The organism is Sphingomonas sp. (genome assembly GCF_035910975.1).
Classification (GTDB): Bacteria; Pseudomonadota; Alphaproteobacteria; order Sphingomonadales; family Sphingomonadaceae; genus Sphingomonas.
Map to the genome: position 1 here is coordinate 636,975 of NZ_JAMHWM010000029.1, position 15,432 is coordinate 652,406.

The following is a 15,432-nucleotide window of genomic DNA, read 5'->3' on the forward strand; positions in this document are numbered from 1 at the left end:
GCGCGCGCGCGCCGTCTCAAGCGCGCGATGGCAAGCTTTGCTCCGTCGCGGCCAATGCCGGCTTGTGCGCGGCAAGATCGGCGTCTGACAGCACGAACAGGCGCGGACCGGCGGTATAGAGCAGCGCCGCCTCCACGGTACGGCCGGGGAAAATCGCCGCCAGCGCCGCGGCATAGGCCGCCATCTGGCGGAGGTGATAGGGGGGAATCTCGGATCGATCGAGCGGCGTGCGCCGCCCGGTCTTGAAATCGACGATGCGGACGCGGTCGGGCGTCACAACCAGCCGGTCGACCGTACCCGCGATCACCGCGCCGCCCACCGTCGCGGCGATCGGCGCTTCGGCAAGCGATTCCGGCCCGAACAGTTCGGCAAAGGAGGGATCGGCGATAATCGCGCAGGCGGACGTCGCGATCTCCACGCGTGCCGCTTCATCCTCCACCCCGCCCGCGCCGGCCAGCCAGCGCAGCGCCGCCGCCCGCCGCCGCTCGGGCGGCACCGAAGGCAGCCGCTCGAACAGCGCATGGAGCAACCGCCCGCGCTCCGCCGCCGCGCGCATCGCGGGAGTCGGCGGCGGATCGGCGACTGCGTCGTCGCCCAGCGACGAGGGTGCGAGCGGGCGCGGGGGGCGCGCTTCCTGCGGCGCGGATTGGCCGATCCAGTCGGGCAACGGCGCTTCGGCGACAATCGCGCGGCGGCGCTCGCGGGCCGATACCGGCGGCTGTGGCGCCCGGCCGACGAAGGTGCGCCCGCCCGTCTCCTCGTCCGCGGCGATGCCCAGCGTGTCGAGCGCACGCCCAGCCGCCGCGTGCCAGCTGTTCGCGCTGAGCGGCCGGTTGCCCAGCGCGCCCGCGATCACCAGCCGCTCCTCCGCCCGCGTCGCCGCGACGTAGAACAGCCGCCAATGCTCCTCCAGCTCGCGCGCCTCCGCCTCGGCGACCACTGCGTCGAGCGGCGATCCGGCGCGCTCGGCGGCGCGCGGTCGGAACACCGGCAGATCGACGCCCTCCACCTGCCATTTCACGATATCGCGCCGGGCATTGGCGGGATCGGCGGTGGCGTCGGCCAGGATGACGAGCGGCGCCTGCAATCCCTTTGCCCCATGCGCGGTCATCACCCGTACCGCGTCGAGCGGCGCCGAAGGATCGCGCACGATCTCCACCTCGCCGCGATCGAACCAGTCGAGGAAGCGTTGCAGCGACGGCGTGGCGCTCCCTTCGAAGCTGAGCGCGGCGCCCAGCAGTTCCTCGATCGGATCGCGCGCTTCCTCGCCCAACCGCCCCAGCAGCTTGCGCCGCCCGTCCAGCGGCCCCGACAGCATTTCCTCCAGGAACCGATAGGGTGTGGTGAAATCCGCCCGCGCCAGCATCGCGCGCAGCGGTTCCAGTCGATCCTCGCCCTGCGTGGCGCGCAGGTGCCGCCACAGGCTGACCGGCCCGTCGCGCATCGCCGCCGCCATCAGCTCTTCCTGGCTCCACCCGATCAGCGGCGAGACGAGAAGGCTGGCGAGACTGAGGTCGTCGTCCGGCTGAAGCACGAAGCGGATCGCGGCCAGCAGATCCTGCACCGCCAGCGGCGCGTTCAACCGCAACCGGTCCACCCCCGCCACCGGCACGCCCTCCGCATAGAGGCGCGCGACGATCAGCGCGGCCAGCTCGCCGCGCCGCTTGACCAGCACCATGATGTCCTCGGGCGCCAGCATCCGCCCCTTGCTCTCCAGTGGAAGCGTGCCGATCCAGCCCTTGATCGTACGCGCGATCCGTTTCGCGAGCAGGCGAGTGGCATCGTCGACCCAGCCCTCCTCATCCGCCTCGGTGCCGCCGTCGGCCATCGTCGGCGCCCACAGGGTGACGCTGCCCGGCCCCGCCACCTCGCTGGCGTGGCGTTCGCGGTCGGCGACCCCCAGGCCGGGTTCGGGCAGTTCGGCGATCGCCGCATCGACGAATTCCAGCACCGGCCGCGTCGACCGGAAACTGGCGGTCAGCGACAAAGTGTCGAGCCGCACCGCCTCGCGTCCTTCGTCGTCGACGGCGATGCTGCGCCGTTCGAAATGCTGGTGCGCGGCCCTGAAATACACCGGGCTGGTGCCCTGGAAGCCGAAGATCGCCTGCTTGTAGTCGCCGACCGTGAACAGGGTGCGGTCGATCGTCCGCGGGCTGCCGTCACCCGCGAAGAATTCGTCGGCGATCGAGCGGACGATCGCCCATTGCCGGGGGTTGGTGTCCTGCGCCTCGTCGATCAGGACGTGATCGGTCGCCTGATCGAGCTTGTAGCGCACCCATTCGCCCATGCCGGGCTGTGCCAGCAGATCGACGGTGGCGCGGATCAGGTCGTCGAAATCGACCGTGCCCAGCCGGCGCTTGGCGGCGACATAGGTCGCGGCATAGGCCTGCCCCGCCTCCAGCGCGCCGGCCAGCAGATCGGCATAGCCCGCGCGCGCGACCAGCCCGAGCAGATCGCTGCACCGTGCGGCGATTTCCGCACCCACCTCGGCATAATCCGGCATCACCGCCAGCAGCTTGGCCGAGGCCTTGCGCGGCTCGCCCTTGCCGGTGACGAAGATGCCAGCCAGCGCCTCCAGCCCCGCCGCGCGGCCGGCGAGATCGGCATCGAGCCACGCCTGCGCGGTCGCCGCGAAGCCCTGCCCCGTCGCCGTGCCCCACGCCAGATTGGCATCGATCGTCTGGCGCACCGCATCGCGATCGAACAGCGCGTCGGAACAATGTTCGGCGACATATGCAGCAACGTCGCCGCCCGGCAGGTCAAGCGCACGACGCAGCCACGGGCCGACGTCGCCTGTCGGGAGTGCCGCCATCGCGTCGGGCGCCCGCGCGCACGCCAGCAGAAACGCCTCCGCCCCGCCCTCCCCCAGCCGCAGCGACAGCGCGCCGATCGCATCGACCAGCCGGCCGCGCCCCGATGCCTGTTCGGCGACCAGCATCTCCGCCAGCGCCTCGCGCGCCAGCACCGCTTCCTCGCGCGCTTCCAGCGGACGGAAGCCCGGCACCAGCCCCGCCTCGACCGGGAAGCCGGCGAGCAGCCCCTGGCAGAAGCTGTGGATCGTCTGGATGCGCAGGCCGCCGCCCGGCGCATCGAGCACCCGCGCGAACAGCGTACGCGCGCGCCGACGCTGGTCGCGGTCGCCGGGCTCGCCCAGCGCCTGCAGGTCGTGGAACAGAACCGCGTCGTCCTCGCGCACCCAGCGCGCCAGGGTCGCGTTGATCCGCCCGGCCATTTCCGCCGCGCCCGCCTTCGTAAAGGTCAGACACAGGATCGTCTCTGGCCGTACGCCGCGCAGCAGCAGGCGATAGACGCGCGCCGACAGCACCTGCGTCTTGCCCGTCCCCGCGCTGGCCGACAGCCACACATGGCGCGCGGGATCGCTCGCCGCCCCCTGCGCATCCTTCAGCGGCGGGATGCGACCGCGCGGCTCAGTCCCGGCCATACCATTCGTCCCGGCGCATCAGCTGGTCATAATCGGAATAGGGCGCGAATTCGGGCACCAGCTTGGCGGTGAACGGCTCCGCGCCGGTCAGCCACTTGCCGGCGGCTTCCGCGAAGTTGCGTTCGGCCAGTCCAACGAACTCGCTCGTCACGATGCGGTTGTACTTGCCCACCGGATCGACCGGCCGCGCGACATAGCCGAAGCCGTCCTTGCCCCTGCCCAGCGACCAATATTCGAAATCGCCGGCGCGGCCGCTCAGCCCCTCATACCCCCCGCGCTCCGCGATCAGCCCGAGCAGGCCGAGTTGCAGGCTGTAGCCCGCGCGCACGGCGGCGGTGGAGGGTGGCTTGCCGGTCTTGTAGTCGATGATCGCCAGGCTGCCGTCGGCCAGCCGGTCGACGCGGTCGAAGGTGCCGTTCAGCGTCACGCCCGCGATTGCGATCTCGCCCCTGCGCTCGACCGCGATCACCGCGCGTCCATCGGCGCGGTCCTCGGCGATCTGGCGCCCGATCCAGTCGATCGCCTCGATCAGCCGCGGCTGCCACAGCGCGCGCATCATCGGGTGCGCGTCCGCCAGCCACCCTTCCGCGCGGGCGCGCAGCTTCGCGGCGTCCAGCCCGTCCTGTTCCCACGCTTCCTTCAGGATCTTGTGCACTTCCGTGCCGCGCCACGCCGCGCTGGGATCGGCATCGATCGGATCGAGCGGACGCAGCCGCAGGATGCGGCGGGCGTAAAAGGCATAGGGATCGGCCTTCAGGCGATCGACGTCGGTCACGGCGATGCGATCGGGCCGCCGTGCGCGCGGCGGCACCGGTTGCGGTCGTCCGGCCGGCTCGGGAACGCCCGCACGGTCCAGCCGCCGGGCCCAGTCGCTCAGGTCGGAGGCTTCCACCCACCCCTCGCCCGCCAGCGCGCGCAGACGCAGCCAGAAGCGCGAGGCGATCGTCGGCGACCGGGCGTCGCGCCGCGCCCGCGTCAGCAGCACGCGCGGCGCGCCCAGCCCGCTCGCCAGGTCGTGCGCCGCTACCCCGATCCGCGCGTCGAGCCCCGGCAGGCCCAGTTCGGCGCGGATGCGCGGCGCCAGCCACGCGTCGGGTGCCGGAAGTGCCGGCCAGACGCCCTCGCTAAGCCCCGCAAGGATCATCAGGTCCGCCGATTGCAGCCGCGCCTCGATCAGGCCGTAGATCGCCAGCCTCGGGTGGCCGCCCTGCGGCGGGCGCACCGCGATCTCGTCCATCACGGTGCGCAGCAGCGCCGGCAGCACGCCGGGTGCGACCCGTGCCGGCCCCTCGGGCGCCCTGGCTTCGAGTTCGGCGATCAGTTCGGCCGCCGCGCGTCCCTCCGCCCGAGCCCACAGCGCATCGCCGCACAGCGCGCTCGCGGCGGCGCGAAGGCCGTCGAGCAGGTCGGGCAGCCGCGCCGATGCCGCGCCGAACGTCGCCTCCAGCGGAGCGAGCACCGCCGAAATCGCGGGCCATCCTTCCGCTGCCGCGCCGCCGGCCTCCGCGAAATGCGTATCAAGCCCAGCAAGCCCCGCCGGCGGTCGCGGGCCGCGCAGCGCGAGGTCGAGCGCGCGCACGCCTTCCAGCCACGCGGGCCGCGCGTCGCCCGCGCGGACCAGCGGATGCTTGAGCAGCACCAGCAGGTCGAGCGGGGCGAAATCGCCCGCCGCCGCCTCGGCCAGCGCGAGCAGCAGCGTGCCGGGCGGAAGCTGCGACAACGGCTGGCCCGCCGAATCGTCGATCGTCACGTCCCAGCGGCGCAGGTGCGCGGACACCCGCCGCGCGAGCGTGCGATCCGGGGTGACCAGCGCCGCCGTCCGCCCCGGCACTTCCAGCACCTCGCGCAACGCCAGCGCGATCGCCTGCGCCTCCTCCGCCGGGGTCGCCGCCTCGATCGCCGACACACCGGACAGGTTGCGCTGCCCCGGCTTCAGCGCCGCCCAGTCATGGGTGAACTCGGCCGGGGCGAGCGCGGTGACGATCATCCGCCCGCGCGCGGGCGTCGCATCGGTCTCGCCGTCGCCGCGCCACGTCCGCACCTCGCCGCGCCCCGCGCCGATCCGGTCGAGCAGCAGCTTGAGGTGATATTGCGGGTGCGTCTCTTCACCGCGCGGCGCGCGTCCGGTTGCTGGGTCGGGCGCGAAGGGCCCCAGCGCGTCCCATTCGGCGTCGGCCATCGCCAGGTCGAGCCCCGGCAGCACCACTACGCCGCGCTGCAGGACGGCTATGCTGCGCAGCAATCGCGCGATCGCCGGCGCCGCCGATGTGACGCCCGCCACGCAGACGAACCCGTCCGGCGGTGCCGCGCGCCACGCGGCGGCGACCCGATCCAGCAAACGCCTGCGGCGATCGGCGGCGTCGATCCTGCCGATCCGCGCGAGTTCGCCCGGCCAGCGATCGAGGATCAGCGCGAAGCTGGACAGCGCGCGCTCCCAGTGGCGCGACAGCGTCTCGGCCAGCGCGATGTCGCGCAGCCGTGGCGGCGCGACCTCCTCGACCAGCAGTTGGTCGAGCGTCCGCGCGAGTTCGCCGGCCAGCCGAACCGCCTCCGCCGCGTCGAGCGCGGGATCAGCATCCTGCACCAGCCGCGCGAGCATCAGCCGGCGGCGCAGCGGCTCGACGGCGGGCGGCGGCGGATCGTCGTCGTCGGCCGGGTCGAACAGCGCGCCGACGCCTTCCTCCAGCGCATCGTCACCGACCCCCACGATGCGCGGCAGCAGCAACGCACCGCCGCTCGCGCGGACGAACGCATCTGTGATCGCGCGGCGCGCGCGATCGTTGGGGACTATCACCAGCCCACGCGCGAGCGCCAGAGCGTCGCCGCCGCCATATCGCTGGATCAGGCCGTCGGCGATCGCGTCGGCGAACGCCCGATGGGTCGGAATGGTGTAGAGGCCGGGGCGACGCCCGTCAGCCATCGGCGAGCACGGCTTCCGCCTCACCGATCGCGACCGGCGTCCCGACGTCGAACCACAGGCCCTGGTGCACCACGCCCCACGCCCTGCCCGCCGCGATCGCGCGTTCCCAGAAGAGATTGGTCGAGAACGGACCTTCGGGCCAGTCGCGGATCACGCGCGGGTGCAGGATCTGCACGCCGGTGTAGACGAACGGCGCCAGCCGCCCCGGCTTGCGCCGTCCGACGATGCGGCCGAACGCGTCGATGTGGAAATCGCCCTTGCCGCCATGGCTGTGCGCGCGGGCGAGCGGCACCAGCAGCAGCAGCGCGTCCATCGCATCGCCGTCCCAGCGCGCGGCGAGCGCGCGGATCGCGTCGATCGGCCCGTCGATCCACAGATTGTCGCTGTTGACGCACAGGATCGGATCGTCGCCCAGCAGGCCGCGCGCCTGGACCAGCCCGCCGCCCGTTTCCATCAGCCGCCGACGCTCGTCGGACACGACCACGTCGATGCCCTTTGCCCGCGCCCTCAGATGCGCCTCCAGCGCGTCGGCCATATAGTGGACGTTCACCACCGCGCGGCCGATGCCAGCGCTGCGCAGCCGGTCGAACACATGGTCGATCAGCGGCTTGCCCGCCACTTCGATCAGCGGCTTGGGCCGTGTCGCGGTCAGCGGACGCATCCGCTTGCCGAGACCCGCCGCCATCACCATCGCCGTTTCGGGAACGCGACCGCCCGGATCGGGCCGGATCCCCATCGTGCGCGTGGTCATGCCCCGGCCAGCGCCATCGGATCGCCGCGCCGTTCGACCGGCAGGTTGGCGTCGAACCACGATTTCACCGGCGCCAGCGCGGGATGTTCCAGATCGCGGTTCAGATAGCCCCAGACGCGCGGGCACAGCCCCGGATAGCGCGGCTTTCCGTCGCGCTGCCACAGCCGCGTGAAGATGCCGACGATCTTCGCGTTCCGCTGCGCGCCCAGGATATGATAGGCGGTGACGAACTCCTCCCCCACCCCGGTCGTGCGCAGATAACGGTCGAGCAGCGCGGCCTCCAGATCGGGGTGAACGTCGCGGCGCGCATCCTGCAGCAGCGAAACCAAGTCATAGGCCGGATGCCCGGCAAGCGCGTCCTGGAAGTCGAGCAGGCCGAGGCCGCCCTCGACCAGCATGATGTTCTCCGCATGATAATCACGCAGCACCGTCACCGGCGTCGCCGCGACCACCCGGTCGAACACCGCGTCCCACGCCGCGCGATAGCCGGAGGCATCCACATCGGCGCCGATCGCCGGGCAATACCATTCGGTCAGCAGCGCTGCCTCGCGGTGCAGCACGCCCGCGTCATAGGCCGGCACGTCGGCGGCAGGATGATCGCGCAGGCGGATCAGGATGTCGACCGCCGCCTCGTACAGCCGCAGCTCGCTTTCCGGCGCGGCGTCCACCGTCTCGCGCATCCGCGCGTCGCCGAAATCCTCCAGCAGCACCAGTCCGGCCCCCAGGTCGCTGCCCAGGATCGCCGGCGCGCCGAAGCCGCGCGTGTGGAGCCATTCGGCAATCGCGATGAACGGGCGCGGGTCTTCATGCGGCGGCGGTGCGTCCATCAGGATCGCGGTGCGATCATGCCCCACCGCGCGGAAATAGCGGCGGAACGACGCGTCGCCGGCCAGCGGCAGGATCTCGGCATCCTCCCACCCCAGTTGCGCAAGGAAATCGGGCGCCGCTTCGGGCGGGTTCATATCCGGGACCATCTGTCCTCCCAGCCCGGCGGCGCCGCCGCTGTCAACATCCGCGTCCCGTCGTCCGCGATCGCCAGTGTCAGGCGCAGGGCGTCCCGCCACGCCCGCGGCCCCGCACGCTCGGGCCATTCGACGACCAGCGCCATGTCCTGCCGCGCCTCGTCGAGGCCCAGTTCGTCAATCTCCGACGGATCGACGATACGATAGAGATCAACGTGCAGCACCGGCAGCCGCACCTCGGGCACGTCATAGGGCTGGACGATCGCGAAGCTGGGCGACGGCGCCTCGCCCGCCAGCCCCAGCGCCGCGAGCAGCCCGCGCGCGATGCTGGTCTTGCCGGCACCCAGCGGCCCCGACAGGGCGATCACGTCGCCCGTGCGGACGACGGCGGCGAGGCGAGCGCCGAGGTCGTGGCTGGCGGCGGGGTCGGAAAGGATCAATCAATCCTCCCCTGTAAGGGGAGGTGGCAGGCCGCAGGCCTGACGGAGGGGTGTCCCCGTATCGAGAGCGCGATACCCCTCCGTCGCGCGTATCGCGCGCCACCTCCCCTTGCAGGGGAGGATCGTCGCGCCAGTTGTCACCGTGGCAGCTCGATCGTCACCAGCGTACCCGCGCCCGGTTCGCTGACAAGCGCGATGCTGCCGCCATGCGCCTCGACGAAGCGTTTGGCGAGCGGCAGCCCCAGCCCCAGCGCGCGCTCCCCGTCGCGCGCGATACCATGCGTCGCGAAGCGATCGAATGCGCGCGCCGCCTCCGCCTTGCTCATGCCGGGGCCGTTGTCCGATACCACGATCCGCGCGGCGCGCGCATCACCATCGACGTGCAACAGCACGCGGCCGCCGCGCGGCGTCGCGGCGATGGCGTGGCTCAACAGATGCTCGACGGCCTGGCGCAACCGCTCGCCGTCGCCCGTCACCGTGCCGGCGGCGCCCAGCACCTCGACCGCCAGCGTGATCCGCTTGGCCTGCGCCTCGGGCGCGGCCGTCTGCGCCGCGCCGCCCGCCAGCATCTCCAGGTCGACCCGCTCGCGCGCCGCCGCCGCGTCGTCGCGCGTCAGGTCCAGCACATCGTCGACCAGCATCGACAGCCGTTCGACCGATGACAGGATCGCCTCGGCATAGCCCGTCGCGGTATCGCTCAGCGCCCCGGCATAGCCGCCGTGCAACATCTCCGCGAAACCCTTGATCGAGGTGAGCGGGGTGCGCAGTTCATAGCTCATGTTGGCGACGAACTGGGTCTTCACCCGATCGGCCTCCTCCAGTGCTTCGTTGCGGTCGCGCAGCGCGCGTTCCATCCGGCGGCTGTCGGTCACGTCGAACATCGTGAACAGCGCGTTGCCGTCAGGCAAAGGCACCGCGGCGAATTCGAACTGGCGCCCGTCGGCGAAGGTGAAGCGCCCCGCCCGGTTGAGGCGATCGACCGTCGCGGATCGCACGAGATCGCCCAGCATCCCCGCGCGCTGCGGGTTGTCGAGCTTCGCCGCCGCCGCCTTCGCCAGCGCATCGACGCGCGGGTGGCTGGCCAGCAGGTCCTCGTCGAAGCCCCACAGCGTGCGGAACTTCTGGTTCCAAGTCTGCAGCCGTCCGTCGGCGGCGAACACGCCCAGCGCCTCGAACAGATTGTCGAACGTCGCGGTACGCACGCGCAGCAGCGTGTCGCGCGCGCTTGCCAGCTGGACCTGCTCGGTCCGGTCCTCGAAGATCGCCAGCAATCCGCCGTCGGGCAACGGCTGGGCGACGACGCGCAGGTGGACGCCGCCCGGCAGGTGCCAGGCCTCCTCCTGTTCGGCCGCGCTCAGGAACCAGTCGCGCCGTTCCGCCTTCCACGCCGGGAAATCGCGCACCTCGGGCAGGCGCTTGGCCTCGCGCATCCGTTCCAGCACACGGTCGAACTCGGGGCGGTCGCGCAGCCATTCGTCCCTCATCGCGAAGATGCGGCGGAACGGCTGGTTGCAGAACGCCAGGCTGCGGTCCGGCGCGAACTGGGCCACGCCCGCCGAGAGGCGATCGAGCATCGCACGCTGTGCCTCGGCGAACCGCTTGATGCCGCTGCGCGCCTGTTCCAGCTCGTCGATGTCGATCGCGAAACCCGCGACCCCGCCGGTCGGCAACGGCACGTCGTAGATGCGCAACGTGCGCCGCGCTCCACCGATCGTCGCCGGCACCGCCGCCATCTGCGGCCGCCCGGTCTCGCGCGCGATCGCGGCGTTGGCCAGCGGCCCGCCCATTCCCGATGCCTCGACCAGTTCCAGCCCGCGATCGATGGTCGCCCGCGCGTCCGGCGCCTCGACGGCGGAAACATAAGCCGAATTGACCATCGTCAGCGCCAGGTCGCGGTTGCGATACCACATCGGCATCGGCGCAGCCTCGATCAGCCCGGCCAGCGCCTCGAACGCCTCGTGCAGGTCGGCGCCGCCCTCGGTCAGCCGTTCGATCTCGCGTTCGCTGTCGCTCTGATCGGCGAACCACAGCACGACGCCGCCGGGCGCCAGCAGCGCCTCAGGCGCGCGGACGCCCGATACGACCAGCCGGTCGGCCGCCCCCCGCGCCGACACCATGATGCGGAACGGCTTGCCCGCGCGCTGCGCGGCGTTGACCGCGGCGGCCAGCTCCGCGCCGTCGGCGGGCAGCAAACCCTCGTCAGGCCCGGTCAGGTCGGTCAGGTATCGCGCCTCGCCACGCAGCCCCAGCCAGTCGGTCACGCGCGGCGGCAGCTCGATCCGCCCGTCGCCCCGCACGATCGCGGCCTGTACCGGTGCCGCGCCGAGCAACGCCGCGACGCGCGCTCCCTCTGCCTGCCCGGCCCGCGCCGTCCCGCGCATGGCAAGCCCGGCGAACAGCGCCCAGCCCGCACCGGCCACGAGCAGCGCGAGCACGCCGCCCGCCAGCAGCGCGGTGGTCGTCGAGATCACGATCATGGAGCGGTAAGCGGCCCGGACATCGCCCATGTCCTTAGGCGAGATGCGGGGCCTTCGAAAAGCACCGAGCCGACAAAAAGAAGGCGGGCGGTCGCGCCTGCGACCACCCGCCTTCCCGATGCGATCGATCGCGCGCGATCAGTAGCGATAGTGATCCGGCTTGAACGGCCCTTCCACCGGCACGCCGATGTAGCCGGCCTGCTTGGGCGTCAGCTTCGACAGCTTCACGCCGAGCTTCTCGAGATGCAGCGCCGCCACCTTCTCGTCGAGGTGCTTGGGCAGGACATAGACCTGGTTCTGGTATTCGCCGCCCTTGGTCCACAGCTCGATCTGCGCCAGCGTCTGGTTGGTGAACGACGACGACATCACGAACGATGGGTGGCCGGTCGCGCAGCCCAGGTTCACCAGCCGGCCCTTGGCCAGCACGATGATCTGCTTGCCGTCGGGGAACTTCACCAGGTCGGTGCCCGGCTTCACCTCGGTCCACTCATAGTTGCTGAGCGCGGCGATCTGGATCTCGCTGTCGAAGTGTCCGATGTTGCAGACGATCGCCATCGGCTTCATCGCCTTCATGTGATCGGCGGTGATGACGTCAGCGTTGCCGGTCGCTGTGCAGAAGATGTCGGCGCGCTGCACCGCTTCTTCCATCGTCACGACCTCGAAGCCCTCCATCGCCGCCTGCAGAGCGCAGATCGGGTCGATCTCCGTCACCAGAACGCGGGCGCCGCCGTTGCGGAGCGACTGGGCGCTACCCTTGCCGACATCGCCGAAGCCCGCGACGCAGGCGACCTTGCCGGCCAGCATCACGTCGGTCGCGCGGCGGATCGCGTCGACCAGCGATTCCTTGCAGCCATAGAGGTTGTCGAACTTCGACTTGGTCACGCTGTCGTTGACGTTGATCGCCGGGAACGGCAGCTCGCCCTTCTTGGCGATCTCGTACAGGCGGTGGACGCCGGTGGTCGTTTCTTCCGACACACCCTTCAGGTTCTTGACCGTCTCGGTCAAATACCCCGGATATTTCGCGACGAAGGCCTTCAGCGCGCGCTGGAACTCGACTTCCTCGTCATTCTCCGGCTCGCCCAGCGTCTGGCCAGCCTCGAGCTTCGCGCCCCACAGCGCGAACATCGTCGCGTCGCCACCGTCGTCCAGGATGATGTTGGCGGTCGTACCGTCGCCATCAGCGCCCCAGTTGAAGATGTCGCCGACATAGTCCCAATATTCGGCCAGGCTCTCGCCCTTCACCGCGAACACCGGCACGCCGGTCGCGGCGATCGCGGCGGCGGCATGATCCTGGGTCGAGAAGATGTTGCACGTCGCCCAGCGCACGTCGGCGCCCAGCGCGGTCAGCGTCTCGATCAGCACCGCCGTCTGGATCGTCATGTGCAGCGAACCGGTGATGCGCGCGCCCTTCAGCGGCTGGGCCGCGCCGAATTCCTCGCGCAGCGCCATCAGGCCGGGCATCTCGGTCTCGGCAATCTCGATCTCGCGACGGCCGAATTCGGCGAGGGACAGGTCGGCGACGACGTAATCGGTCTTCTCGATGGCGGGGGCGGTGGCCACGGCTCAAAATCCTTGCGAAACTGGAATGGATACGGCGCCCCTAGCCGGGAAGCGGCACGGGATCAAATATAAAGATATCTTTATATCGCCGCCGGAAGTCCGAAATCGACCGGAGGCAGGTTGTCACGGGCGCACCAGTTCTTATTCAGGTCAGGCCACCCGATCAAAGGACACCCTTCTGCACGCCACCCATGTGACTCCCCTGATCGGCACGATGGTCGCCGGCCTGGTTCTGGCCTTCGTGCTGGCGATGATCGCCACCCGGCTGCGCGTGTCGCCGCTGCTCGGCTATCTGCTCGCGGGCGTCGTGGTCGGGCCGTTCACCCCGGGCTATGTCGCGGACCAGCGACTGGCGAACGAACTGGCCGAAATCGGCGTGATCCTGCTGATGTTCGGCGTCGGCCTGCATTTCTCGCTGCGCGACCTGATGGCGGTGAAGCGGATCGCAGTGCCGGGCGCGCTCGTCCAGATCGGCGTCGCCACCGCGCTCGGGGCAGGGCTCGCCTGGCTGCTCGACTGGTCGCTCGCCGGCGGGCTGGTGTTCGGCCTCGCGCTGTCGGTCGCCTCCACCGTCGTGCTGCTCAAGGCGCTGCAGGCCCGCAAGATCCTCGACACCGAACGCGGGCGCATCGCCGTCGGCTGGCTGATCGTCGAGGATCTGGTGATGGTCTTCGCGCTCGTCATGATCCCGGCCCTCGCCGGGGCCAGCGGCGCAGATCTCGGCTGGTCGCTGGTCGTCACGCTGGGCAAGGTCGTCGCCTTCGTCGCGCTGATGCTGGTGGTCGGCCGCCGCTTCGTGCCGTGGCTGCTCCACATCGTCGCGCATTCGGGCAACCGTGAACTGTTCCGCCTCGCCGTGCTGGCGATCGCGCTCGGCGTTGCCGCGGGCGCCACGATGCTGTTCGGCGTGTCGTTCGCGCTCGGCGCCTTCTTCGCCGGCATGATCCTCGCCGAATCCCCGCTCAGCCAGCGCGCGGCGGAGGAGACGCTTCCCCTGCGCGACGCCTTCGCGGTGCTGTTCTTCGTGTCGGTCGGCATGTTGTTCAACCCGGCGATCCTCGTCACCGACACGCTGCCGTTGCTCGGCACGCTGGGCATCATCATCATCGGCAAGAGCATCGCCGCCTTCGCGATCGTTCGCGCCTTCGGCCATCCGGCGAAAACGGCGCTGACCATTTCGGCCAGCCTGGCGCAGATCGGCGAATTCTCGTTCATCCTGGCCGCAATGGGCGTCGCGCTCGCCGTCCTGCCGCCCGATGGGCGCGACCTGATCCTGGCCGGCGCGATTCTGTCGATCATGCTCAACCCGCTGGTGTTCTGGCTGGTCGACAGGTTCGGCGGCCGCCTGATCCCCGGCGAGGGCGATCACGCGATCAGCCCGGTCGAGCCCGCCGCCCAGGCCGGCCACATGGTGCTGGTCGGACGCGGGCGCGTCGGCTCGCTCGTCGTCCGCCAGCTCGGCCAGACCCAGCACCGGCTGACCGTGATCGAGACCGAACGCGACGCTGGAGAAGCCGCCACCGCCGACAATATCGAGATGATCGTCGGCAATGCCGTCGATCGCGAGATCCTCGTCCGCGCACGCATCGCCGACGCCCGCCTGCTGCTGGTCGCCATCCCCAACGCGTTCGAGGCGGGGCAGATCGTCGAACAGGCGCGGTCGCTCAATCCCAATCTCCGCATCGTCGCCCGCGCCCATCACGATGCGGAGGTCGAGCATCTGGAGAAACGCGGCGCCAACATGGCGATCATGGGCGAACGCGAGATCGCCCGCCGGATGATCGACCAGGCGCTGATCGGCGCCTGAGCATCCGACCTAACGCCAAATTAACCATGACTCGGCGACACGAGGCATCATGTCCCGCCCCGTCATCGCCGCGACCCTGATCGTCCGTAACGAGGAACGCTGCCTCGCCCGCTGCCTCGCCAGCGTCGCGCCGCACGTCGATCGCATCGTCGTGCTCGATACCGGATCGACCGACGCCACCCCGCGCATCGCCGAACAGGCCGGGGCCGAGCTGCACCACCTCGCCTGGCCGAACGATTTCGCCGCCGCGCGCAACCATTTGCTCGACCTGGCCGACGCCGACTGGGCGCTGATGCTCGACGCCGACGAGACTCTGGTCGCGGGCGGCGAGGCGATCCGTGACTGGTGCGCGGCCCCGCCCCGCCTCGGCCGCATCGCGATCCGCAGCAGTTTCGACCAGCCCGGCGGCGGCACCGCGACCGATACCAGCTGGGTCACCCGCCTGCTGCCACGCGACGTCCGCTATACCGGGCGCGTCCATGAACAGCCGCTGTCCGACCTGCCGCGCGAACGCACCGCGATCGCCTGCGATCACGACGGCTACCGCGACGTCCGCCTGGGGGAAAAGAGCGCGCGCAACCGCCCGCTGCTGCTTCTCGATCTCGCCGACCGACCGGGCGATCCGTACATCCGCTACCAGCTCGGCCGCGATGCCGAAGTTGCCGGCGATCATGCCGACGCCGCCGACTGGTACGAACGCGCCGCCACCGGCACCCGCGCGGGCGACAGCTGGCGCCACGACCTCACCGTCCGCCGCCTCCATACGCTCGGCCAGGCCGGGCGGGCGATCGAGGCGATGGAACTGGCCGAGGCGCAGATGCCCGACTGGGACGATTCGCCCGATTTCTTCTTCGCGGTCGGCAACCTCGCGCTCGATCTCGCGATCACCGAACCCGCCAGCGCGCTCGGCCAGTGGCTTCCGCTCGCCACCGCCGCCTGGGAACGCTGCCTGGCGATCGGCGACCGGCCCGATCTCGACGGCAGCGTCGCCGGGCGCGGCAGCTTTCTCGCCCGGCAAAACCTCGACGCGATCCGAAGCCAGCTCGCCGGCTGAACAGCCCCCGTGGCCGGGC

General features: G+C 70.9%; 9 protein-coding genes. 2 read left to right on the plus strand and 7 right to left on the minus strand.

All coding sequences use genetic code 11. From position 1 onward, the window contains the following. Positions 1 to 16: 16 nt before the first annotated feature. The 7 genes from addA to ahcY form a co-directional block, all read right to left on the minus strand. Positions 17 to 3,442 (minus strand): double-strand break repair helicase AddA, encoded by a 3,426-nt coding sequence (gene addA / locus VYI76_RS09550; RefSeq protein ID WP_326524521.1) that lies wholly within the window; start codon positions 3,440 to 3,442, stop codon positions 17 to 19. Next, positions 3,429 to 6,362 (minus strand): double-strand break repair protein AddB, encoded by a 2,934-nt coding sequence (gene addB / locus VYI76_RS09555; RefSeq protein ID WP_326524522.1) that lies wholly within the window; start codon positions 6,360 to 6,362, stop codon positions 3,429 to 3,431. The genes addA and addB overlap by 14 nt, the downstream gene beginning before the upstream one ends. Then, a complete protein-coding gene (locus VYI76_RS09560) occupies positions 6,355 to 7,113 on the minus strand; it encodes a nucleotidyltransferase family protein (protein ID WP_326524523.1) in 759 nt (252 codons plus the stop codon). The genes addB and VYI76_RS09560 overlap by 8 nt, the downstream gene beginning before the upstream one ends. Further along, positions 7,110 to 8,075, minus strand: coding sequence for an aminoglycoside phosphotransferase family protein (locus VYI76_RS09565; protein ID WP_326525082.1), 966 nt, complete (start codon positions 8,073 to 8,075; stop codon positions 7,110 to 7,112). Before VYI76_RS09565 ends, VYI76_RS09560 begins: the two co-directional genes overlap by 4 nt. Continuing rightward, on the minus strand, positions 8,072 to 8,515 hold the full coding sequence (gene tsaE, locus VYI76_RS09570) for a tRNA (adenosine(37)-N6)-threonylcarbamoyltransferase complex ATPase subunit type 1 TsaE (protein WP_326524524.1): 444 nt from the start codon (positions 8,513 to 8,515) through the stop codon (positions 8,072 to 8,074). The genes VYI76_RS09565 and tsaE overlap by 4 nt, the downstream gene beginning before the upstream one ends. Positions 8,516 to 8,652: 137 nt before the next feature. After that, the gene (locus tag VYI76_RS09575) at positions 8,653 to 10,992 is read right to left on the minus strand and encodes a sensor histidine kinase (protein ID WP_326524525.1); all 2,340 of its coding nucleotides are present in this window, start codon (positions 10,990 to 10,992) and stop codon (positions 8,653 to 8,655) included. Between the two features lie 138 nt (positions 10,993 to 11,130). Beyond that, positions 11,131 to 12,552 (minus strand): adenosylhomocysteinase, encoded by a 1,422-nt coding sequence (gene ahcY / locus VYI76_RS09580; RefSeq protein WP_326524526.1) that lies wholly within the window; start codon positions 12,550 to 12,552, stop codon positions 11,131 to 11,133. 214 nt (positions 12,553 to 12,766) lie between these two features. On the opposite strand from ahcY, the gene ybaL reads away from it, so the two are divergent. After that, entirely contained in the window at positions 12,767 to 14,359 is a 1,593-nt protein-coding gene (gene ybaL, locus VYI76_RS09585) for a YbaL family putative K(+) efflux transporter (RefSeq protein WP_443018942.1), read from the plus strand. A 49-nt stretch (positions 14,360 to 14,408) separates the two neighbouring features. Continuing rightward, positions 14,409 to 15,413 carry a glycosyltransferase family 2 protein gene (locus VYI76_RS09590; protein WP_326524528.1) on the plus strand — a complete coding sequence of 335 codons (1,005 nt, stop codon included), beginning with the start codon at positions 14,409 to 14,411 and terminating at the stop codon, positions 15,411 to 15,413. Positions 15,414 to 15,432: the final 19 nt, after the last annotated feature.

What these genes read in the sequence shown, in the direction of transcription:
- addA (WP_326524521.1), bottom strand. Translation starts at nt 3,442, where the DNA reads ATGGCCGGGACTGAGCCGCGCGGTCGCATCCCGCCGCTGAAGGATGCG.
- addB (WP_326524522.1), bottom strand. Translation starts at nt 6,362, where the DNA reads ATGGCTGACGGGCGTCGCCCCGGCCTCTACACCATTCCGACCCATCGG.
- VYI76_RS09560 (WP_326524523.1), bottom strand. Translation starts at nt 7,113, where the DNA reads ATGACCACGCGCACGATGGGGATCCGGCCCGATCCGGGCGGTCGCGTT.
- VYI76_RS09565 (WP_326525082.1), bottom strand. Translation starts at nt 8,075, where the DNA reads ATGAACCCGCCCGAAGCGGCGCCCGATTTCCTTGCGCAACTGGGGTGG.
- VYI76_RS09575 (WP_326524525.1), bottom strand. Translation starts at nt 10,992, where the DNA reads ATGATCGTGATCTCGACGACCACCGCGCTGCTGGCGGGCGGCGTGCTC.
- ybaL (WP_443018942.1), top strand. Translation starts at nt 12,767, where the DNA reads ATGGTCGCCGGCCTGGTTCTGGCCTTCGTGCTGGCGATGATCGCCACC.
- VYI76_RS09590 (WP_326524528.1), top strand. Translation starts at nt 14,409, where the DNA reads ATGTCCCGCCCCGTCATCGCCGCGACCCTGATCGTCCGTAACGAGGAA.